This window comes from Streptomyces sp. NPDC047043 (assembly GCF_040644055.1).
Lineage (GTDB): Bacteria > Actinomycetota > Actinomycetes > Streptomycetales > Streptomycetaceae > Streptomyces.
Genome location: NZ_JBEYVO010000006.1, coordinates 273,457 through 292,293, shown reverse-complemented (window position 1 = coordinate 292,293; position 18,837 = coordinate 273,457). Strand labels below are relative to the sequence as shown.

Annotated in this window: 18 protein-coding genes; 11 read left to right on the top strand and 7 right to left on the bottom strand. The window is 71.7% G+C overall.

Features of this window, described 5'->3' with window-relative positions; all coding sequences use genetic code 11:
* Window positions 1–116: 116 nt before the first annotated feature.
* Together ABZ880_RS12110 and ABZ880_RS12105 are read left to right on the top strand one after the other, a co-directional pair.
* A complete protein-coding gene (locus tag ABZ880_RS12110) occupies window positions 117–1,037 on the top strand; it encodes an RNA polymerase sigma factor SigF (RefSeq protein WP_361260554.1) in 921 nt (306 codons plus the stop codon).
* A gap of 189 nt (window positions 1,038–1,226) precedes the next feature.
* Window positions 1,227–2,843 carry an RICIN domain-containing protein gene (locus ABZ880_RS12105; RefSeq protein ID WP_361260553.1) on the top strand — a complete coding sequence of 539 codons (1,617 nt, stop codon included), beginning with the start codon at window positions 1,227–1,229 and terminating at the stop codon, window positions 2,841–2,843.
* Between the two features lie 9 nt (window positions 2,844–2,852).
* Here the strand turns inward: ABZ880_RS12105 and hutI are convergent, their stop codons facing one another.
* The 4 genes from hutI to hutU all read right to left on the bottom strand — a co-directional run bounded on the left by hutI (window position 2,853) and on the right by hutU (window position 8,381).
* Window positions 2,853–4,064 (bottom strand): imidazolonepropionase, encoded by a 1,212-nt coding sequence (hutI, locus tag ABZ880_RS12100; protein ID WP_361260430.1) that lies wholly within the window; start codon window positions 4,062–4,064, stop codon window positions 2,853–2,855.
* A gap of 32 nt (window positions 4,065–4,096) precedes the next feature.
* Entirely contained in the window at window positions 4,097–5,443 is a 1,347-nt protein-coding gene (locus ABZ880_RS12095; protein WP_361260428.1) for a formimidoylglutamate deiminase, read from the bottom strand.
* Entirely contained in the window at window positions 5,440–6,642 is a 1,203-nt protein-coding gene (locus ABZ880_RS12090) for an allantoate amidohydrolase (protein ID WP_361260551.1), read from the bottom strand. The genes ABZ880_RS12095 and ABZ880_RS12090 overlap by 4 nt, the downstream gene beginning before the upstream one ends.
* 74 nt (window positions 6,643–6,716) lie before the next feature.
* Window positions 6,717–8,381, bottom strand: a complete 1,665-nt coding sequence (gene hutU, locus ABZ880_RS12085; RefSeq protein WP_361260426.1) for a urocanate hydratase — start codon at window positions 8,379–8,381, stop codon at window positions 6,717–6,719.
* Between the two features lie 159 nt (window positions 8,382–8,540).
* On the opposite strand from hutU, the gene ABZ880_RS12080 reads away from it, so the two are divergent.
* From ABZ880_RS12080 to ABZ880_RS12060, 5 genes are all read left to right on the top strand, one after another.
* Complete coding sequence (locus ABZ880_RS12080) at window positions 8,541–9,911, top strand: diaminopimelate decarboxylase (protein WP_361260424.1); 1,371 nt, start codon at window positions 8,541–8,543, stop codon at window positions 9,909–9,911.
* A gap of 170 nt (window positions 9,912–10,081) precedes the next feature.
* The gene (locus ABZ880_RS12075; RefSeq protein ID WP_361260422.1) at window positions 10,082–10,489 is read left to right on the top strand and encodes a hypothetical protein; all 408 of its coding nucleotides are present in this window, start codon (window positions 10,082–10,084) and stop codon (window positions 10,487–10,489) included.
* A complete protein-coding gene (locus tag ABZ880_RS12070; RefSeq protein WP_361260420.1) occupies window positions 10,486–11,313 on the top strand; it encodes a transcriptional regulator in 828 nt (275 codons plus the stop codon). Before ABZ880_RS12075 ends, ABZ880_RS12070 begins: the two co-directional genes overlap by 4 nt.
* 13 nt (window positions 11,314–11,326) lie before the next feature.
* The gene (locus tag ABZ880_RS12065) at window positions 11,327–11,845 is read left to right on the top strand and encodes a roadblock/LC7 domain-containing protein (protein ID WP_361260418.1); all 519 of its coding nucleotides are present in this window, start codon (window positions 11,327–11,329) and stop codon (window positions 11,843–11,845) included.
* Between the two features lie 20 nt (window positions 11,846–11,865).
* Window positions 11,866–12,240: a hypothetical protein gene (locus ABZ880_RS12060; RefSeq protein ID WP_361260416.1), complete on the top strand. Its 375-nt coding sequence runs from the start codon at window positions 11,866–11,868 to the stop codon at window positions 12,238–12,240.
* Between the two features lie 2 nt (window positions 12,241–12,242).
* On the opposite strand, the gene ABZ880_RS12055 is transcribed toward ABZ880_RS12060, so the two are convergent.
* The 3 genes from ABZ880_RS12055 to ABZ880_RS12045 all read right to left on the bottom strand — a co-directional run bounded on the left by ABZ880_RS12055 (window position 12,243) and on the right by ABZ880_RS12045 (window position 15,366).
* On the bottom strand, window positions 12,243–12,797 hold the full coding sequence (locus ABZ880_RS12055; RefSeq protein WP_361260549.1) for a hypothetical protein: 555 nt from the start codon (window positions 12,795–12,797) through the stop codon (window positions 12,243–12,245).
* Window positions 12,798–12,919: 122 nt separating this feature from the next.
* A complete protein-coding gene (locus ABZ880_RS12050) occupies window positions 12,920–13,852 on the bottom strand; it encodes a MurR/RpiR family transcriptional regulator (protein WP_361260414.1) in 933 nt (310 codons plus the stop codon).
* Complete coding sequence (locus tag ABZ880_RS12045) at window positions 13,849–15,366, bottom strand: aromatic amino acid ammonia-lyase (RefSeq protein WP_361260413.1); 1,518 nt, start codon at window positions 15,364–15,366, stop codon at window positions 13,849–13,851. Before ABZ880_RS12045 ends, ABZ880_RS12050 begins: the two co-directional genes overlap by 4 nt.
* 142 nt (window positions 15,367–15,508) lie before the next feature.
* Between ABZ880_RS12045 and ABZ880_RS12040 the strand changes: the two genes are divergently transcribed.
* The 4 genes from ABZ880_RS12040 to ABZ880_RS12025 are packed head-to-tail and all read left to right on the top strand — an operon-like array spanning window position 15,509 to window position 18,787.
* On the top strand, window positions 15,509–16,543 hold the full coding sequence (locus ABZ880_RS12040; RefSeq protein ID WP_361260411.1) for an ABC transporter ATP-binding protein: 1,035 nt from the start codon (window positions 15,509–15,511) through the stop codon (window positions 16,541–16,543).
* Window positions 16,540–17,181: an ABC transporter permease gene (locus ABZ880_RS12035; RefSeq protein WP_361260409.1), complete on the top strand. Its 642-nt coding sequence runs from the start codon at window positions 16,540–16,542 to the stop codon at window positions 17,179–17,181. Before ABZ880_RS12040 ends, ABZ880_RS12035 begins: the two co-directional genes overlap by 4 nt.
* Window position 17,182: 1 nt before the next feature.
* Window positions 17,183–17,845, top strand: coding sequence for an ABC transporter permease (locus ABZ880_RS12030; RefSeq protein ID WP_361260407.1), 663 nt, complete (start codon window positions 17,183–17,185; stop codon window positions 17,843–17,845).
* A 12-nt stretch (window positions 17,846–17,857) separates the two neighbouring features.
* Window positions 17,858–18,787, top strand: coding sequence for an ABC transporter substrate-binding protein (locus ABZ880_RS12025; RefSeq protein ID WP_361260405.1), 930 nt, complete (start codon window positions 17,858–17,860; stop codon window positions 18,785–18,787).
* Window positions 18,788–18,837: the final 50 nt, after the last annotated feature.

Genomic DNA, 18,837 nt, shown 5'->3' with positions numbered 1-18,837 from the left:
GGCGGATGCGGGAAAGCGGGTAGGGCTAGTAGAGATACGTAACCGACACGGCCGGCTTTGGAGGCGCCGCACACCGCAGTGCACGCAATGGCATCGGCAGCCAAATGCCGAGAACGATGGAGGACATCATGTCACCCCGGCTCGACGCATCGCATACCCAGGAGGCGACGTCGACATCCCTTCCGGAACATCTGGCTCCCATCGAGAGCAGCGACACCGACGTGCTGGCCGGGCTTGACGGACTTCCGGAGATCCCCCCGTACGACGAGGTGGGACCGGTCGACGCACGGGCCCTGTCCAAGACCCTCTTCGAGCGCCTCGAATCCCTCGAGGAAGGCACGCACGAGTACTCGTACGTGCGCAACACGCTCGTCGAACTCAACCTCGCCCTGGTCAAGTTCGCCGCCTCCCGCTTTCGCTCCCGCAGCGAACCGATGGAGGACATCATCCAGGTCGGCACGATAGGCCTGATCAAGGCGATCGACCGGTTCGAGCTCGCGAGGGGCGTGGAGTTCCCCACCTTCGCGATGCCGACCATCGTCGGCGAGATCAAGCGCTTCTTCCGCGACACCTCGTGGTCCGTGCGCGTCCCGCGCAGGCTGCAGGAGCTCCGGCTCGACCTGGCCAAGGCCGGCGACGAACTGGCCCAGCAGCTCGACCGGGCGCCCACGGTGGCCGAACTCGCCGAGCGCCTGGGCCTGTCGAAGGACGAGGTCGTCGAGGGCATGGCGGCGTCGAACGCGTACACCGCCTCCTCGCTGGACGCCCAGCCGGAGGAGGACGACGCCGAGGGCGCGCTCGCGGACCGGATCGGATACGAGGACCACGGACTCGAAGGCATCGAGTACGTCGAGTCGTTGAAGCCGCTGATCGCCGAACTCCCGTCCCGGGACCGGAAGATCCTCTCCCTGCGCTTCGTGGCCGGCCTGACCCAGTCGGAGATCGGGGACGAGCTCGGGATCTCGCAGATGCATGTGTCGCGGCTGCTGTCGCGGACGCTGATTCGACTGCGCAAGGGGCTGACGCTGGAGGAGTGACGTCTCCTTCGTACGTCCTTCACGAGTACGAGCACATCAGGCGGCCACTGTGACCTCGACAGTCATGGTGGCCGCTCTGGTTACCCACAGAAACTCTTTCCCCTGAGGTTTACTTCCATCACTATGGGCCTCCATACCCACCGGTAGGTCAGGTCTCCGGCGGGCGTAAGTGCAAGGAGGCGGATGGCGATGGCTCGGGCCGACCGGACCGACAACGGCGTCGAGACCGGAGGCGGGATCCCCGAGCCCGGGGGCGGGATTCACGCGGGCACGTCCGACGTGCGCCTGGTCGAACTGCTGCGCACCAGCACCTCCACCGCCTACCCGGCCCTGCAGGAGGTCCGCGCCCGCCACCAGCCCGCGGTCCTCGGCTACGCCCGTCTGTGCACGGGAGGCGACTCCGCCGCCCGGCAACTGGCCGCGCAGGCCTTCACCCTGGCGGCCCGTCAGACCGCGCGCGGCACCGAGCCACTTGTTCCGCTACGGCTGCAACTCCTGCTGCTGACCGGCCGGTTGGCGGCGTCCTGGGCGGGCGACGAGCGGGCGGGGGGCCTCGACGCCGGTCTGCTGCTGGTCCTGAGCACGGCGGGCCCCGAGGGCCCGACCCCGCCGATGCTGGCCGCCTTCCAGTCCCTCCCGTCCCGCGCGCAGGGCCTGGTCTGGTACGGCGTGGTGGAGCAGGAGCCGACGGACCGCACTGCCGTCCTGCTGGGCCTCACCCGCGAGGACGTCGCCCACGAGACCGCCGCCGCGCTCCAGGCCATGGGCCAGGCCTGTCTGCGCACCCGCCTGGCCGCCTCGGACGACCCGCGCTGCGGCAACTTCGGCCGGCTCATCGAGGAGTCCGTACGGCCCGACAGCCCGCGCAGCAGCAGCGATCTACGCGCGCACATGGTGCACTGCGCCCACTGCACCGCGGCCTACGAAGAGCTGTCCGCCCTCCGCGACTCCCCGCGCACCGCACTCGCCGAGGGCCTGCTGCCGTGGGCGGGCACGGCGTACGTCACGCGCGGCGACGCCGCCGCCCCGCACCCCGGGTCCCGTACGCGGACTGCGCGCACCAGGACGTCCGAACGCCCCAAGGTCATTGCCGTCCCGGCGAACTGGCCGCCGTCCCGGCGCGTCCTGCTGACCTCGGTCGCCCTCGGGGTGGCGCTGACGCCGCTGCTGATCTTCCTGCTGGCGCAGGGCGGTTCGTCGTCCTCGCCGTCCCAGCAGGCGGCGGGCGCGGTCAGTACGCCGCCGACGCCGACGCTGTCGGCCACCCCGCTGCCGTCGGCGACCAACAGGTCACCGTCTCCGTCCCCGACGCCGACCCGGACCCGTACGCACAGCCCCTCCCCTTCGAAGTCGGCATCGAAGTCGGCACGGCCGTCGCCCAAGCCTTCCCCCACGCACGCCCCGAACGGCACGTACGCCCAGGTGGTCAACGTGAGTTCGGGCCTGTGCCTGGACGTTCGCGACGGCGACTTCGAGAAGGGCACGGACGTGGTGACGGCGCCGTGCTCCTCCTCGCTCACCCAGCGCTGGCGGGTCGACTCCGCGCGCGGGATCGTGCAGTCGTATGCCGACTCGAACTACTGCCTGGACAGCCGCGGCGCCGTGGGCAAGGGCGTTGGCATCTGGGAGTGCGACTCGGTGGACGGCAGCAACGGCCAGAACCTGAGGTTCACCGTGGATTCGGACGGAGTGATCCGGCCGGCGATCGCCATCGAGACAGCGGTGACTCCGGACGACGGCGACGGCCTGTCGTTGCGGCCGCTGAGCGGGGGCTCGGAGCAGCGGTGGCGGGCCGGGGCGCGGTGAGCCCCCGACTCAGACCTGGTGCACGCCCCGCCGCCACACGTCCGTGACCAGCGGTACCCCCGGCCGGTAGGCCAGGTGTACGTGGCTCGGGGCGTCGAGGGTGATCAGGTCGGCGTATGCGCCGGGGGTCAGACGGCCGATGTCGTCGCGGCGGAGAGCTGCCGCACCGCCGGCCGTCGCGGACCAGACCGCCTCGTCCGGTGTCATCCGCATGTCCCGTACCGCGAGTGCGATGCAGAACGGGACCGAGGAGGTGAAGGACGAGCCCGGGTTGCAGTCGGTGGAGAGGGCGACGGTGACACCCGCGTCGAGGAGGCGGCGGGCGTCCGGCCACTCGGCGCGGGTGGAGAACTCGGCGCCGGGCAGGAGCGTGGCGACCGTGTTTCCGTTGGCGAGGGCTTCGACGTCCGCGTCGGTGAGGTGGGTGCAGTGGTCGGCGCTGGCCGCGTCCAGCTCGACCGCCAGCTGTACGCCGGGGCCGTAGGAGAGCTGGTTGGCGTGGACGCGCGGGTGCAGACCCCTGGCCTTGCCTGCGGTGAGGATCGCGCGGGCCTGGTCGCCGTCGAAGGCGCCCTTCTCGCAGAAGACGTCGATCCAACGGGCGTACGGCGCACAGGCGTCGAGCATCTCGCCGGTGACGAGGGCGACGTAGGCGGCGGGGTCGTCGGCGTAGTCCGGCGAGACGATGTGGGCACCGAGGTAGGTGACCTCGTCGGTGTGCGCGGCGGCGATGCGCAGGGCGCGGGACTCGTCCTCGGTGGTCAGGCCGTAGCCGGACTTCGTCTCGAAGGTCGTCGTGCCCTGACGGAGGGCCTCGGCGAGGTACCGGGTGAGGTTGGCCTCGAGTTCGGCGTCCGTGGCCGCGCGGGTCGCCGCCACCGTCGTCCGGATGCCGCCCGCGGTGTACGAGCGCCCGGACATCCGGGCGTTGAACTCCTGCGTCCGGTCGCCCGCGAAGACGAGGTGCGAGTGCGAGTCGACGAAGCCGGGCAGGACCGCGCGGCCGCCGGCGTCGACCCGGTTGTCAGTGGCGGGTGCTTTGCTTGACTCACCGGTCCACGCGATGCGGTCGCCGTCGATGACGACGGCCGCGTCCTGGATCAGTCCGAGGGGGGAGCCTCCCCCACTCTCGAATTTGCTCGAGCGGGGGGACCCCCATCCGAGGGAGGGGTCGTTGGTGACCAGCGTGGCGATGTTGGTTATGACGGTGCTGCTGCTCATCGTCGTGTCCTCGTGGGCTTCGGTGGGTGGTCTCAGCCGCGCAGGGCTTCCACGGCCTGGGCGATGGCCTGCGGCACATCCGGTACGAGCGCGTGCGCCCCGTCGCGTACGACGTGCCGCCCGCCCACGATCGTGTGCCGTACGTCCGCTGCCGTCGCGGCGAATACGGCCGTCTCGGCGCCGAGCCTGGGCAACGGCCCCGCTGTTCTGACCGAGTCGAGCGCGACCGTCGTGAGGTCGGCGAGCGCGCCCTGCTCGATCGTGCCCGCCTCCTGCCAGCCGAGGGCCGCGTGGCCGTCGGCGGAGGCGGCGCGCAGCAGCGCCGCTGCCGTCCAGTGGCCGCGGGTGCGGCTGTGCAGGCGTTCGTTCAGCTCCATCGCGCGGGCCTCTTCGAGCAGGTCGATGACGGCGTGGCTGTCGGAGCCGAGCGAGAGCGGAGAGCCCTCGTTCTGCAGGGCCACTGCGGGTCCGATGCCGTCCGCGAGGTCCCGTTCGGTCGTCGGGCACATGCAGGTGCCGGTGCCGCTGCCGCCGATGAGGGAGATGTCCTCGGCGGTGAGGTGGGTGTTGTGGACGCCGGTGGTGCGCGGCCCGAGCACCCCGTGCAGGGCGAGGAGCTGCGTCGGGGTGCAGCCGTGGACCTCCCGGCAGGCGTCGTTCTCGGCGGTCTGCTCGGACAGGTGCACATGGAGCGGGGCCCGCCGCTCCTCGGCCCACTGCGCCACGGTCGCCAACTGGTCGGCGGGCACGGCCCGTACGGAGTGGATGGCCGCCCCGATCCGCGCGTGATCCCGTTCCTTGAGAACTGAACAGCGTTCGGCCCAGGCCTCCGCGCTGCCGTCGGAGAAGCGGAGCTGGTGGGTGTTGGGCGCCTGCCCGAAGCCGGAGGAGAGATAGGCGGTGTCGAGGAGGGTGATGCGGATACCGGCGTCGGCGGCAGCGGCGATCAGGGCCTCGCCCATGGCGTTCGGGTCGGCATAGGAGGTGCCGCCGGGGGCGTGGTGGACGTAGTGGAACTCGCCGACGGAGGTGACACCCGCCAGGGCCATCTCGGCGTACACCGCGGTGGCGAGCGCGTGGTACGTCTCCGGGGTCAGCTTGTCGGCGAAGGAGTACATGACCTCGCGCCAGGTCCAGAAGGTGCCGGAGCCGACCTGGACGGTGCCGCGCAGGGCGCGGTGGAAGGCGTGCGAGTGGGCGTTGGCCAGCCCAGGGAGGGTCAGCCCGCGCAGGATCTCGGCGCCGGGCGGCGGGGTGGGCACCTCCGTGCGGACGGCGGTGATGCGGCCGTCCGCCACCTCGACGACCACCCCCGGCTCGACGTGGGTGTCGAGCCAGGCGTGCTCCAGCCAGTACGTCCGCGTGTGGGAGTGCGTCACCTGCAGGCCAGCCCTTCCAGTACGTCGGCGAGTGCGAGGACCCCGGCCACGCAGTCGTCCTCGGCGGCGAACTCGGCCGGGGAATGCGAGACACCCGTGGGGTTGCGCACGAACAGCATGGCGGTCGGGATGCTCCCGGAGAGGATTCCGGCGTCGTGTCCGGCGCCGGTACCCAGGACCGGGACCGTGATGCCGGTGTCCTTGCCCAGAATGCCGGCGAGTTCGTCGCGCAGGGCGTGGTCGAACTCGACGACGGGTGTGAAGGACTCGCGGACCACGTCGAGGTCGATGCCGTGCGCCTCGGCGTACTCGCGGGCGGCCTTCTCGATGCCGCCGACGACGGTGTCGAGGGTGGCCTGGTCCTCGGCGCGGGAGTCGAGCCAGCCGCGCACCAGGGAGGGGATGGCGTTGACGCCGTTCGGCTCGACGGCGATCTTGCCGAAGGTGGCGACGGCACCGGCGAGTTGGGCCTCGCGACGGGCGGCGAGCACGGTCTCGGCGTACGACAGCATGGGGTCGCGCCGGTCGACGAGGCGGGTGGTGCCGGCGTGGTTGGCCTCGCCCCGGAAGTCGAACCGCCAGCGCCCGTGCGGCCAGATGGCACTGGCGATGCCGACGCGGTCGCCGGACAGGTCCAGCGCCCGCCCCTGCTCGACATGCAGCTCGACGAAGGCGCCGATGCGGGCCAGCCGCTCCGGGTCCGCGCCGATGGCGTCGGGGTCGTACCCCGCCGCCTCCATGGCCTTGGGCAGGCTGACCCCGTCCCCGTCGGTCAGCCTGTGGGCGTTCTCGACGGTGAGCTGCCCGGCGGTGAGCCGAGACCCGACACAGGCGAGCCCGAACCGCGCGCCCTCCTCGTCACCGAAGTTGACGATGGCGAGAGGCTTGCTGAACTGCACTCCCCTGCGGCGCAGTTCGTCGAGCGCGGCGAAGGAGGACACGACACCGAGGGGCCCGTCGAAGGCGCCGCCGTCCGGAACGGAGTCCAGATGCGACCCGGTGACGACGGCGTCCCCGGCGGCGGGATCCCCGAGCCAGGCCCACTGATTACCATTGCGGTCGACCTCGTGGGCCAGCCCGCGCCCCTCGGCCTGCTCCTTGAACCAGGCCCGGCATTCGATGTCGGCGCCGGTCCAGGCGAACCGGCGGTAGCCGCGGGAGTCGGGGTGTTGCCCGACGGGGAGCAGCTCGCGCCACATGGAGTGGAAGGAGCTGCCGCCGCCGGGCTGCCCCGCAGCCGCTCCAGGCCCACCCGCAGTCAGTCCGGGCTGCGTCACGCGTCGTCACCTTCACGCATGGGCACCCGCACGCCCCGCTCACCGGCGACCGACTCGGCGATGTCGTACCCGGCGTCGACATGCCGGATGACACCCATACCGGGGTCGTTCGTCAGCACCCGGCGGATCTTCTCGCCGCCGAGCTTCGTCCCGTCGGCCACCGTCACCTGGCCGGCGTGGATGGACCGCCCCATGCCGACACCCCCACCGTGGTGGATGGAGACCCAGGACGCACCGGAGGCGACGTTCACCATGGCGTTCAGCAGCGGCCAGTCGGCGATCGCGTCGGAGCCGTCGAGCATGGCCTCGGTCTCGCGGTAGGGGGAGGCGACGGAGCCGCAGTCGAGGTGGTCGCGCCCGATGGCGAGCGGCGCCGCGAGCTCGCCGGAGGCCACCATGTCGTTGAACCGCTCGCCGGCCTTGTCCCGCTCGCCGTAGCCGAGCCAGCAGATACGCGCGGGCAGGCCCTGGAAGTGGACCCGCTCACCGGCCATCTTCATCCAGCGGGCGAGGGACTCGTTCTCCGGGAAGAGGTCCAGGATCGCCTTGTCGGTCTTGGCGATGTCGGCCGGGTCGCCGGAGAGCGCCGCCCAGCGGAAGGGGCCCTTGCCCTCGCAGAACAGCGGCCGGATGTAGGCGGGGACGAAGCCGGGGAAGGCGAACGCCCGCTCGTACCCGGCGAGTTGGGCCTCGCCGCGGATGGAGTTGCCGTAGTCGAAGACCTCGGCGCCGGCGTCCATGAAACCGACCATGGCCTCGACGTGCTTGGCCATGGACTCACGGGCGCGGGTGGTGAACCCGGCCGGGTCCTTGGCCGCGGCGGCCCCCATGTCCTCGAAGTCGACGCCCAGCGGCAGGTACGACAGCGGGTCGTGGGCCGAGGTCTGGTCGGTGACGATGTCGATGGGGGCGCCCTCGGCGAGCATGCGCGGCAGCAGCTCGGCGGCGTTGCCCAGCAGACCGACGGAGAGCGGGCGGCGGGCGTCGCGGGCCTCGGTGGCCAGCTGCAGCGCGTGCTCCAGGCTGTCGGCCTTCACGTCCAGGTACCGGTGCTCGATGCGCCGCTCGATGGCGCGCGGGTCGCAGTCGATACAGATGGCGACACCGTCGTTCATGGTGACGGCAAGGGGCTGGGCGCCGCCCATGCCGCCGAGGCCGGCGGTGAGGGTGATCGTGCCCGCGAGCGTGCCGTTGAACTTCTTCGCGGCGACGGCGGCGAAGGTCTCGTAGGTGCCCTGGAGGATGCCCTGGGTGCCGATGTAGATCCAGGAACCGGCGGTCATCTGGCCGTACATGGTCAGGCCGAGGGCCTCCAGGCGGCGGAACTCCTCCCAGTTGGCCCAGTCGCCGACCAGGTTGGAGTTGGCGATGAGGACGCGCGGGGCCCACTCGTGGGTCTGCATGACGCCGACCGGGCGGCCGGACTGGACCAGCATGGTCTCGTCCTGCTTCAGGGTCTGCAGCGTCCGCACCATCGCGTCGAAGGAGCGCCAGTCACGGGCCGCCTTGCCCGTGCCGCCGTAGACGACGAGCTTGTCGGGGTGTTCGGCGACCTCGGGGTCGAGGTTGTTCTGCAGCATCCGCAAGGCGGCTTCCTGCTGCCATCCCAGGGCGCTCAGTTCCGTACCGCGCGGCGCTCGTACGGGGCGGGGTCCTGACATGGTCTGCCTCCTAGCGGATTGCTCCCAGCGACTGTTACTTCGGCTATTCACATCCTGACGTCCTGAATAGAACTAGTCAATACATCCGTGGGCCAGCGTGGGCCCGCCGCAGATGTTTGGCTGGATGCACAGGCGCGGACAGCGAGGAACGGGGACGACGTGAACGGCATACACGGGGACGGGGTCGACCGGGGGGCCCGGCGGGACGAGGCGGTGCGGGCCGCCGTGGAACAGGGGCTGCTGGGACCCGGCACCCCCATCGTGGGCCTGCTCGACGTCACCGGCATCCGGGAGTCGGCGGCGAGTCTGCGCTCGGCGTTCGACGCGGTGACGGCGCCCGGCACGCCCGTGCTGCACGCCTTCGCGGTGAAGGCGACCCCGCTGGTGCCGGTGGTGCGGCTGCTGCGCGCGGAGGGGATCGGCGCCGAGGTGGCGAGCCCGGGCGAGCTGGCGCTGGCGCGGGCGGCGGGGGTGCCGCCGCACCGGACGGTGCTGGACTCGCCCGCGAAGACGCCGGCCGAGCTGCGCGAGGCGCTGGCGCTGGGGATCGCCGTCAACGCGGACAACCCGCAGGAGCTGGAGCGCATCGACGGCCTGATGCGCTCGGCCACCAGCCGCTCCCCGATCGGGATCCGGGTGAACCCGCAGGTCGGCGGGGGTTCCATCGGAGCCACCTCGACCGCCACGGCGACCTCGAAGTTCGGGGTGGCGCTGCGCGACGAGGGGGCGCGCGAGTGGGTCGTAGGGGCGTATGCCGAGCGGCCGTGGCTGACCCGGCTGCATGCGCACACCGGCTCCCAGGGCATCCCGCTGTCGCTGATGGCACAGGGCGTGGCGGAGGCCTACGCGCTCGCGGAGGAGATCAACTCCCGGCTCGGGCGGCGGCAGATCGACACGCTCGACATCGGCGGCGGGCTGCCGGTGAACTTCGGCTCGGACGAGACGACACCGACGTACGCGCAGTACGCGCGCCTGCTGGGCGAGGCGGTGCCGGGGCTGTTCGGCGGGCGGTACGGGCTGGTCACCGAGTTCGGGCGGTCGCTGCTGGGCAAGCACGGGACGGTGGTGGCCCGGGTGGAGTACACCAAGAGCGCGGGCGGGCGGCCGGTCGCGGTGACGCACGCGGGCGTACAGGTGGCGACGCGGACGGTGTACGTGCCGGGGGCATGGCCGCTCAGGATCGCCGCCTACGACGGCAAGGGGCGCCCCAAGGTGGGTCCCGCCGTCGTACAGGACGTCGCCGGGCCGGCCTGCTTCTCCGGCGACCTGCTCGCCGAGGGGCGTGCGCTGCCGTTGCTGGAGCAGGGGGACTATGCGGCGGCGCTGGACACGGGCGCGTACTACTTCGCGCACCACTACGCGTACAACTCCCTTGCCCGGCCCGGGATTTACGGCTTCGCGCCGGACGGTGAGGGTGGCGTCGCCTTCGCGACGGTCCGGGAGCCGCAGAGTCTGGACGAGATCGTGGCCGAGTCGGGAGGGGCGCACGCGGGCTCGCTCACCACCCTCCGGGCGCCCGACAGCCGTTGACGCACACCGGTGGGTCTGCTGTTCAACTGGCGTGAAATCAAGGCAAGTCGACCCACCTTAGTCCCCCGGAGCATGTTCCACCGGAAATTGCCAGATTGCTCACCCCTCGCGCACACGTTGCGTAGTTTCGGCGTCACTCAGCCGAACCCCGAGGCGGGAGGGGAACAACGGTGCCCGGTATCGACGAGTGCCTGCTGGAAGCGATGCGATTGCCCGGTGCGCGGGGCGCAGCGCTGATCGACTGGACCAGCGGGCTGGCCCTGGGCACCGTGGGCGAGTCCCCGGGCGGGGACCAGGAGACGGCGGCGGTGGAGGCCGCCGAGATCGCCCGGCTGGCCGCCGAGCAGCATGCGTTCGCGCCTGACGACGATCCCGACGACGGCGTGGCCGCCGACGCTGATCCACCGGTCGAGGACCTGATCGTCAGCAACCGGGACAGCTATCACGTGCTGCGGTTCGTGGGGGCGTCCTTCGACGGCAGCGTGTTCCTGCACCTGTGGCTGGCGCGCACAGAGGGCAATCTCGCGCTGGCCCGCATCCGGCTCGGCGAGATGGCGGAACGGCTGGTGCTGGCATGACCGCCGTCCGGATGACCGAGCCCCCGCGCCTGCCCGTGCGCAGCAAGGTGGCGGCCGGTGAGCGGGGGTGGGGCGGTGTCTCGCCGATGCTCACACGGCTCGCCGCCGAGCGGGCCACCGGTGTCCTGGTCCGCGAGCGCGGCACGCTCCACCTCGCCGACGGCCTGGTCGTGCACGCCGAGAGCCCGTACGCACCCGGCCTCGACACCCTCCTCATGGCCCACGGCACGCTCAGCCCCGAGGCCTGGCACCAGGCGCGCGCGGAGGCGGGCGAGACCCACCGCGTCGGCCGCCACCTGGTCGACAGCGGGGGCGTCAGCGCCGGCGCGCTGGAGGTGTGCCACCTGGCGGCCCTGTACGACGCCGCGTACTTCGCCCTCGCCCCGAGCAGTGCCCCGGGCCGCTTCCGCTACGGCGCCGTCCACTGGCTCGGCCCCGTCCACCCCGTGCCGGTGGCCGCCCTGGAGCGAGAGACGCTGCGCCGCCGCGACCTGCTGCACCGCATCTGGCCGGACCCGGCCGCGGACGAGGCCCCCCTGGCCCGCGCGGACCCCGTGGCGACCCCCGCCCTCACCCGCCGCCAGCGGACCGTGCTGGCACAGGTGAACGGCGTCAGCAGAGCCACGGAGATCGCCCGCGCACTGGGTCATCTGGCGTTCCACACCCTGGTGGACGTACGGCGGCTGGCTGCGGCCGGCGTCGTGGCGCCGCACACGGGGCGCGAACCACCGTCCGGCGACGAGACCTCGGCAGCCACCGCAGAACTGCTCGATCCCCACATCACCCTGCTGAAGAGGCTCAGAGATGCGCTGGAGGCCCTTTGAGAGGAGACACCGGATGGCAGCCGACCCCCACGTGCTCGACGAGCTGCGCCGTCTGAGAGCCCGCGTCCCCCAGCTCACCGGTGCGCTCGTGAGCGGCGCCGACGCGCGCGTCCTCGCCCAGGACACCCCCGGCGTCGACCCGGACGCCATGGCCGCGCTCACCGCGACCGCGCACGGGACCGCCCAGAAGCTGGCGGACGCGACGGGCCAGGGCGAGTTCCAGGAAATGCTCGTCCGCGGGATGTACGGCTACGCGGCGACGTTCGCGGCGGGCGGCGGCACCGTGCTGACCCTGCTCGCCCAGGACCGGGTGAACCTGGGCCGCCTCCTCCTGGAGGGCCGCCGCGCGGCCGCCCGCATCGGCGAGCTCGCGGAGAGCCGTGCGAGACCCGCGAAGCAGGCCGCCAAACCGGAGACCAAGCCGGCCGGAGCCGACGCCAAACCGGCCGCCAAGACGGCCGCCACACGGACCAGAACCCCGCGCGCACCCCGCACCACGACCACCAACGCGCGCACCACCACGGAAAGTTGAAAGGAACCAGGAGCACAGTCATGGCCAATACGGAAACCGCACTGAAAGAAGCGCTCGCCTCCATCGAGGGCGCCACCGGCGTCGCGCTCGTCGACTACACCAGCGGCATGGCGCTCGGCACGATGGGAGGCAGCAAGAGCTTCGACCTCAACGTCGCAGCCGCCGGCAACACCGATGTCGTCCGCGCCAAGATGCGCACCATGGAACACCTCGGGCTCAAGGGCCAGATCGAGGACATCCTGATCACCCTGTCCGACCAGTACCACCTGATCCGCCTGATCAGCGGCCGCGGTGGCAACGGCCTCTTCCTCTACCTGGTGCTCGACGCCAAGAGGTCCAACCTGGCGATGGCCCGCCACCAGCTGAAGTCGATCGAGGCGGACCTGGAGGTCTGAGTTCAGACGAGCGCCGCGGTGCGGCGGCGTGCCCCGCCAGGGGCCGCGTCGCCCGCCGCGATGCCCGTGCTGCGGTAGGCCCTGACCGCCTTGCCGGCCGGGCGGCCGCCGTTCCCGGCGAGCCAGTCGACCCGCACCCACAGCAGCGCGTCCTCGGCCCGCTCGCGCCGCCCGAGCCAGGCGGCCTTCAGCCGCAGCCCGGTGCCGCAGCCGGCGAGCAGCATGCCGCCCGCCGCGGGCACGGCGAAGGAGAAGCCGAGCGCGACCACGAAGGCGACCAGCAGCCACCAGCGGTGCCCGCGGCGCCAGTTGCGCACACTCACCGCACGGTCCTGGAGCACGTCGTGCTTGCCCGCGCGGGCGGCCGAGCGGGCGAGTTCCGTGTACCGCCCCCGGCGCAGGTACGACACGACGGCCGCGGCGACGATGAACAGCGCCGCCCCCGCCATCACGCCTATCCGCCGGCCCGTTACGCCCGGCACCAGCACCCCGACTCCCGCCGCGAACACCCCGGCCCACCACAGCGGTGCGGCCCCGGCCCGTACGACGACGGCCACCCGAGCCAGCCCCTGAGCCCTGCCCTCTGCGCGTGCCACGTCCGTCTCCCGTCTCACGTCTGTGCGGCATCCGTGAGACGCACGCTAACGAGGCAACGTGAGACGAGTCTGAAAATGGCCGCCTACTCGACGAACAGCCCCCGCGCCGCCGCCCGCGCGTCGAACTCCTCGAGCCGGGCCTGCGCGTCCGGCAGGTCGTCGCACATCGCCTCCAGCAGGACCCGGCCCAGCAGCATCGGCGCGCAGGCGGTGTCGAAGGCGAGGCCCGTGCCGACGGCGGCAGGAAGCAGCAGGTCGGAGACCTTGGCGACCGGCGCGAAGGCCGAGTCCGCGACGGTCACCACCGTCAGCCCGGCCTCCTTCGCGAACGCCAGCGTGTCCACGACCTCGCGGGGATGCCGGGGCAGCGCGAAGCACAGCAGGGCGCTCGCCCCGGCCCGTACGGCGGCCTCGATGCGGTCCTGGATCATCGTGCCGCCCTCGTTGAGCAGCCGTACGTCCGGATGGACCTTGGCGGCGAAGTACGAGAAGCCGTAGGCCTGGGAGGCGGCGGCGCGCAGGCCGAGGACGGGCAGCGGGCGGGAGGCGGCCAGCAGCCGGCCCGCCTTCTGCAGGGGCCGCGGGTCGGCGAGCAGTTCGGCGAGGTGCCGGAGGTTCTCGATCTCGGCCTCGACGGCCTGCTGGTACTCGTTGTACGAGCTCGCATCCGCCGCCTGTTCCGCGGGCGCGACCTCGCGCAGGTGCTTGCGCAGGGCGGGGTAGCCGTCGAAGCCGAGAGCGACGGCGAAGCGGGTCACGGACGGCTGGCTGACCCCGGCCAGCTCGGCCAGCTCCACGCTGGACAGGAAGGGGACGTCGGCCGCCCGGCGCACCATGCTGTGCGCGATGCGCCGCTGGGTCGGCGTCAGCCGGTGCCCCTCGAACAGCGCCTGCAGGCGGGCGGCCGGGCTGTCGATCACCCCCGGACCCACACCCGAGCTCACACCCGGGCTCACGCTCGGGCCCGCGCCCGGACCCGCATCCGTGCCCACACCCCTGCTCCTGTCCGCGTTCATGCCCCGCTCCCCCTCCAGATCTCCGTGAACCGGTCCAGCAGTGCGGCCGCCGCCGTCACGTCGTCCGTGAGCGGCCGGTCGGCCTGCTCCTCGGCCAGCGCCGACTCGGCGAGCTCCTGCGCGCGACCCACCGGAAGCTCCGGATCGGGCCTGAGGTCGCGCTGGCGCAGCGCCCGTACGGCGGCGACGAGTTCGCAGCCGACGACGAGACGGTACGCGCGACAGGCACGCACCGTCTGGCGGGCGGCGAGCGAGGCGAAGCTGGCCTGTTCCTCGACGCCCCGGGAGAGTACAGCGTGGCCGAGCGACGCGGGCGCGGAGAAGGCCCGCAGGTCGCCGAGAGCGGCCCCGGCGGCGTACTCCAGGATCATCACGCCGGAGGAGGCGGGCTCGTCATCGGCGAGGAACGGGCGCAGACGGGTGAACGCGGGTTCGTTCAGCGTGGACAGCCGTGAGGTCGACAGCCGGGCCACCTGGGTCAGCGCCAGCCTGAAGTGGTCCAGGGCGAGGGCGAGTTGGGCCTGGTAGAAGCCGCCGTGGTGGTAGGCGGCCATGTCCTCGGGCGAGATGAGCGGGTTCTCGGCGGCCGCGTTGATCTCGATCGCGACGATCTCATCCAGGGCGTCCGCCGCGTCCAGCGCGGGCCCGTGGATCTGCGGCAGACAGCGGAAGCCGTACGGGTCCTGGATCCGGCCGAGCGGAGGGGTCGGCCGGTCCGCCGCGCCGATCAACTCCCGCATCCGGCGGGCGACTTCACTGGACCCGCGGTGCGGTCGGGCGGCGTGCACAGGGGCGGCGTACGCCTCGTGCGAGCCGTCGACGGCCAGCAGGGAGAGCGCGGCGACGACCTGGGTGGCCTGCACGAGTCCGCGCAGTTCGTGCAGGGCGAGGGCGGACTGGCCGAGGGTGAGGGCGTTGCTGCTGATGAAGGCCAGCGCGTCGTTGTTGTCGAGCTGCTGCGGCTTGGGCGCGCCCGGCCCCCGCCAGGGGTGCTCCCCGGCCAGCGCGAGGCCCGCCTGCGCGAGGGCCGCGATGTCGCCGGTGCCGACCGAGCCGAACTCGTTGACGACCGGATACGCCCCGCTCTCCAGCGCCTCGCACAGCGCGGTGACGACGGTGGGCCTCAGGCCGGCGCCGCCCGCGAGCAGTTGGTTGGCCCGGACGGCGAGCATCGCCCGCACCTCCCGCGCGGGCAGCTCGTCGCCGATCGCGCCGGCGTGGCTGCGCAGCAGCCGGAGGCCGTGCTCGGCGGCCGCCTCGGTGGGCACGTCCTCGTTCCGGTTGGCGCCGACGCCGGTGGAGCGGCCGTAGACGCGTCCGGTCGCGGCGATCTGCCGGGCGGCGTCCCAGGACTCCGTCACCCGCCGCATCGCGTCGGTCCCGGGGACCGCCCGCGCACTTCCGTCGGCGAGGCGCACCACGTCATCGACGCCGAAACCGATGCCGTCGAGGACGACGAGACCGGTGCCCCCGGAGAACGCACTTCGCGGTGCGTCCACGATCCGAGACGACATAAGGCTTCAAACTCCCCTCAATCCGGACATCCGATCTTGCGCTGCGAACATCCGTTACCTCGGATTAACGCCAAACCGTTGACAAGCTATTCAGCTACGAAGAACTCTGCATGACGTTATACAGCCGGGCAAGGGACATCTCATGATCCAGTTCGATGCGGTCCACAAGCGCTTCCCCAACGGCACGACAGCAGTCCACGATCTCTCCCTGGAGATGCCGGAAGGCGGCGTGACCGTCCTCGTCGGATCTTCCGGTTGCGGCAAGACGACCACCCTACGAATGATCAACCGGATGGTGGAGCCGACGTCCGGCACCATCCAGGTCGGCGGCAAGGACGTCACGCGCCAGGACGCCGCCGAACTGCGCCGTTCCATCGGGTACGTCATCCAGCAGGCGGGCCTCTTCCCGCACCGCACGGTGCTCGACAACATCGCCACCGTGCCACTGCTGCTGGGCCATGGCCGCCGCAGGGCACGGGCCCGCGCGGCCGAGCTGCTGGAGACCGTCGGCCTCACCGTCGACGCCGGCAAGCGCTACCCCCACCAGCTCTCCGGCGGTCAGCAGCAGCGCGTCGGCGTGGCCCGCGCGCTCGCCGCCGACCCGCCGGTGCTCCTCATGGACGAGCCGTTCGGCGCGGTCGACCCTGTGGTGCGCACCCAGCTCCAGGACGAACTGCTCCGGCTCCAGAAGGAGTTGAGCAAGACCATCGTCTTCGTCACCCACGACATCGACGAGGCCGTACGGCTCGGCGACCAGATCGCGGTCTTCCGCACCGGCGGCCACCTGGTCCAGTGCGCCTCGCCCGCCGAGCTCCTCGCCCGCCCCGCCGACGACTTCGTGGCCGATTTCCTCGGCGCCGAGCGCGGCCTGAAGCTGCTCTCGCTGAAGACCCTCGCGGACGTCCCGCAGGGCCCGGCACCGGAGGGCGGCGCCTGGACCCTCGTCCTCGACGAGGCGGACAGGCCGCTGCACTGGGCGTCGAAGGACGCCGAGATCCCCGTACGGCCGCTGCGGGACGGCGACTCCCTCCTCTCGGCGCTCAACGAGTCGGTCGCCTCCCCCACCGGCCTGATAGCCCGCGTCGACGCGGCCGGCGTCCTCACCGGCGTCACCTCCCGCGACGACATCCACGAGCACGCGGGCCAGGCGCACAGCGAAGCGCGGGTGGCCGCATGACCATCGACTGGTCGTGGATAGGCGACCACACCGACGACCTGACCAGCCTGACGATCTCCCATCTCCAGGCCGCCCTGACCGCCGTCTTCTTCGGCGTCCTGATCTCGCTGCCGCTCGCGGTGGTCGCGCACCGGATCCGCCCGCTGCGCGGCTTCCTGCTCGGCTTCTCGAACGTCCTGTTCACGATCCCGTCGATCGCGATCTTCGTGCTGCTGCTGCCGGTCAGCGGCCTGACCCGCACCACCACGGTCATCGGCCTGACGGTCTACACCCTGGTCGTGCTGCTGCGGAACACGGTCGAGGGCCTCGACTCGGTCCCCGCGAAGACCAAGGAGGCGGCCAAGGCGATGGGCACACGCCCCCTGCGCACGCTGCTCACCGTCGAGTTCCCGCTGGCGCTCCCCGTGATCATGGCGGGCGTCCGGATCGCGACGGTCATGTCGATCTCGCTGGTGTCGGTCGCGACCTACATCGGCGACGGCGGCCTCGGCCAGCTTTTCACCGACGGTTTCCAGCGCAACTTCCCGACCCCGGTGATCGTGGGCGTGGTCCTCACGATCCTGCTCGCGGTGGTCGCGGACGCGCTGCTGGTGGCCGTGCAGTACGTCCTGACCCCGTGGCGGCGGAGGCGAGCCTGACATGTACGAACTCTTCGAGAACCTCGGCAAGTGGCTGACCAGCGGCGCGAGTTGGTCCGGCCCGGACGGCATCGCCCACCGCCTCGCCGAGCACCTCCAGTACTCACTCCTGGCGACCCTCATCGCGGCCGCGATCGGCCTGCCCCTCGGCCTCCTCATCGGCCACACCGGCAAGGGCGCCTTCGTCGCGATCAACCTCTCGTCCTTCGGCCGCGCCCTGCCGACCGTCGGCCTCGTGGTCCTGGTCTTCCTGGCGGGCGGCCTGTCGATGCTGCCGGTGTACGTGGCGCTGGTCGCCCTCGCGGTCCCGGCGATCGTCACCAACACCTACGCCGGCATGACCGCCGTCGACCCGGACGTGAAGGACGCGGCGCGCGGCCAGGGCATGCGGGGCCACCAGGTCCTGTTCCAGGTCGAGTTGCCCCTCGCGCTCCCCCTGATCATGACGGGCCTGCGCCTCGCTCTGATCCAGGTCGTCGCCACCGCCACGATCGCCGCGTACGTCTCCTTCGGCGGCCTCGGCCGCTACGTCTTCGACGGCCTCGCCCAGCGCGACCTCGTGCAGGTGCTGGGCGGCGCGGTGCTGGTCGCCGTGGTCGCCGTAGCCCTCGATCTGCTGCTGAGCACCCTCCAGCGCTTCCTCTTCCGCCACCGCACCGCCTAGGGAACACAGACCATGAACCGACGCACCCTCATCGGCGGCCTGTTCGCGGCCGCCTCCGTCCCCGCCCTGTCCGCGTGCGCGAGCGGCATCACCTCCCTCGACAGCCAGGGCTCCGCCTCCGGTGGCGGCGGCTCCAGCAAGGGTGGAATCACCATCGGCACCGCCAACTTCACCGAGAACCAGGTGCTGGGCTACCTCTACGCGGCCGTACTGCAGCAGGCCGGCGTGAAGGTGAAGGTCCGCCCCAACCTCGGCACCCGCGAGATCGTGATTCCCGCCCTCCGCAGCGGCGACATCGACCTGCTGCCCGAGTACCAGGGCGCCCTCCTCAACTACCTGGCCCCGAAGGACGCGTCCGCGGAGCCGGGCACCATGCAGAACGCGCTCACCCTGGCGATGCCCAAGGGTCTCCAGGTGCTGCCGTACGGCCAGGCGGCCGACTCCGACTGCTTCGTCGTGACCCGGGCGACCGCACGGAAGTACGGCCTGACCACACTCGCCGACCTGGAGAAGCAGAACGGCAAGCTGGTCATCGGCGCGGCCCCCGAAGTGAAGAAGCGTCAGGTCGGCGCGGTCGGTCTGAAGGACGTCTACGGCGTCGAGTTCAAGGAGTTCAAGTCGCTCGACTCCGACGGCCCGCTGGTCAAGGGCGCCCTGAAGAAGGGCGACGTGGACGTGGCGAACCTCTTCACCACCGACACCGACATCGAGGCCAACGACTGGGTGGTGCTGAGCGACCCGAAGAACCTGATCCCCAGCCAGCACATCGTCCCCCTCATCGCCGACCGCAAGGCCGACGACACCGTCCGCAAGGCCCTGGCCAAGCTCGGCAACGTCCTGACCACCGAACAGCTCACCGAGCTCAACCGCCAGGTGGACAAGGACAAGAAGGACCCGGAGGACGTGGCGAACGCGTACGCGAAGCAGCACGGTCTGGCCTGATCAAGCGGGGGTATCGCGAGGTCGATGATCTGACGACGAATCAGCCAAGT

Excerpts from the sequence above, each read along its gene's own strand:
- ABZ880_RS12050 (WP_361260414.1), bottom strand. The coding sequence starts at position 13,852 with ATGAACGCGGACAGGAGCAGGGGTGTGGGCACGGATGCGGGTCCGGGC.
- ABZ880_RS12105 (WP_361260553.1), top strand. The coding sequence starts at position 1,227 with ATGGCTCGGGCCGACCGGACCGACAACGGCGTCGAGACCGGAGGCGGG.
- ABZ880_RS12060 (WP_361260416.1), top strand. The coding sequence starts at position 11,866 with ATGGCCAATACGGAAACCGCACTGAAAGAAGCGCTCGCCTCCATCGAG.
- hutI (WP_361260430.1), bottom strand. The coding sequence starts at position 4,064 with ATGAGCAGCAGCACCGTCATAACCAACATCGCCACGCTGGTCACCAAC.
- ABZ880_RS12045 (WP_361260413.1), bottom strand. The coding sequence starts at position 15,366 with ATGTCGTCTCGGATCGTGGACGCACCGCGAAGTGCGTTCTCCGGGGGC.
- ABZ880_RS12025 (WP_361260405.1), top strand. The coding sequence starts at position 17,858 with ATGAACCGACGCACCCTCATCGGCGGCCTGTTCGCGGCCGCCTCCGTC.
- ABZ880_RS12030 (WP_361260407.1), top strand. The coding sequence starts at position 17,183 with ATGTACGAACTCTTCGAGAACCTCGGCAAGTGGCTGACCAGCGGCGCG.
- ABZ880_RS12040 (WP_361260411.1), top strand. The coding sequence starts at position 15,509 with ATGATCCAGTTCGATGCGGTCCACAAGCGCTTCCCCAACGGCACGACA.
- ABZ880_RS12110 (WP_361260554.1), top strand. The coding sequence starts at position 117 with ATGGAGGACATCATGTCACCCCGGCTCGACGCATCGCATACCCAGGAG.
- hutU (WP_361260426.1), bottom strand. The coding sequence starts at position 8,381 with ATGTCAGGACCCCGCCCCGTACGAGCGCCGCGCGGTACGGAACTGAGC.
- ABZ880_RS12070 (WP_361260420.1), top strand. The coding sequence starts at position 10,486 with ATGACCGCCGTCCGGATGACCGAGCCCCCGCGCCTGCCCGTGCGCAGC.
- ABZ880_RS12035 (WP_361260409.1), top strand. The coding sequence starts at position 16,540 with ATGACCATCGACTGGTCGTGGATAGGCGACCACACCGACGACCTGACC.
- ABZ880_RS12090 (WP_361260551.1), bottom strand. The coding sequence starts at position 6,642 with ATGTGGCGCGAGCTGCTCCCCGTCGGGCAACACCCCGACTCCCGCGGC.
- ABZ880_RS12065 (WP_361260418.1), top strand. The coding sequence starts at position 11,327 with ATGGCAGCCGACCCCCACGTGCTCGACGAGCTGCGCCGTCTGAGAGCC.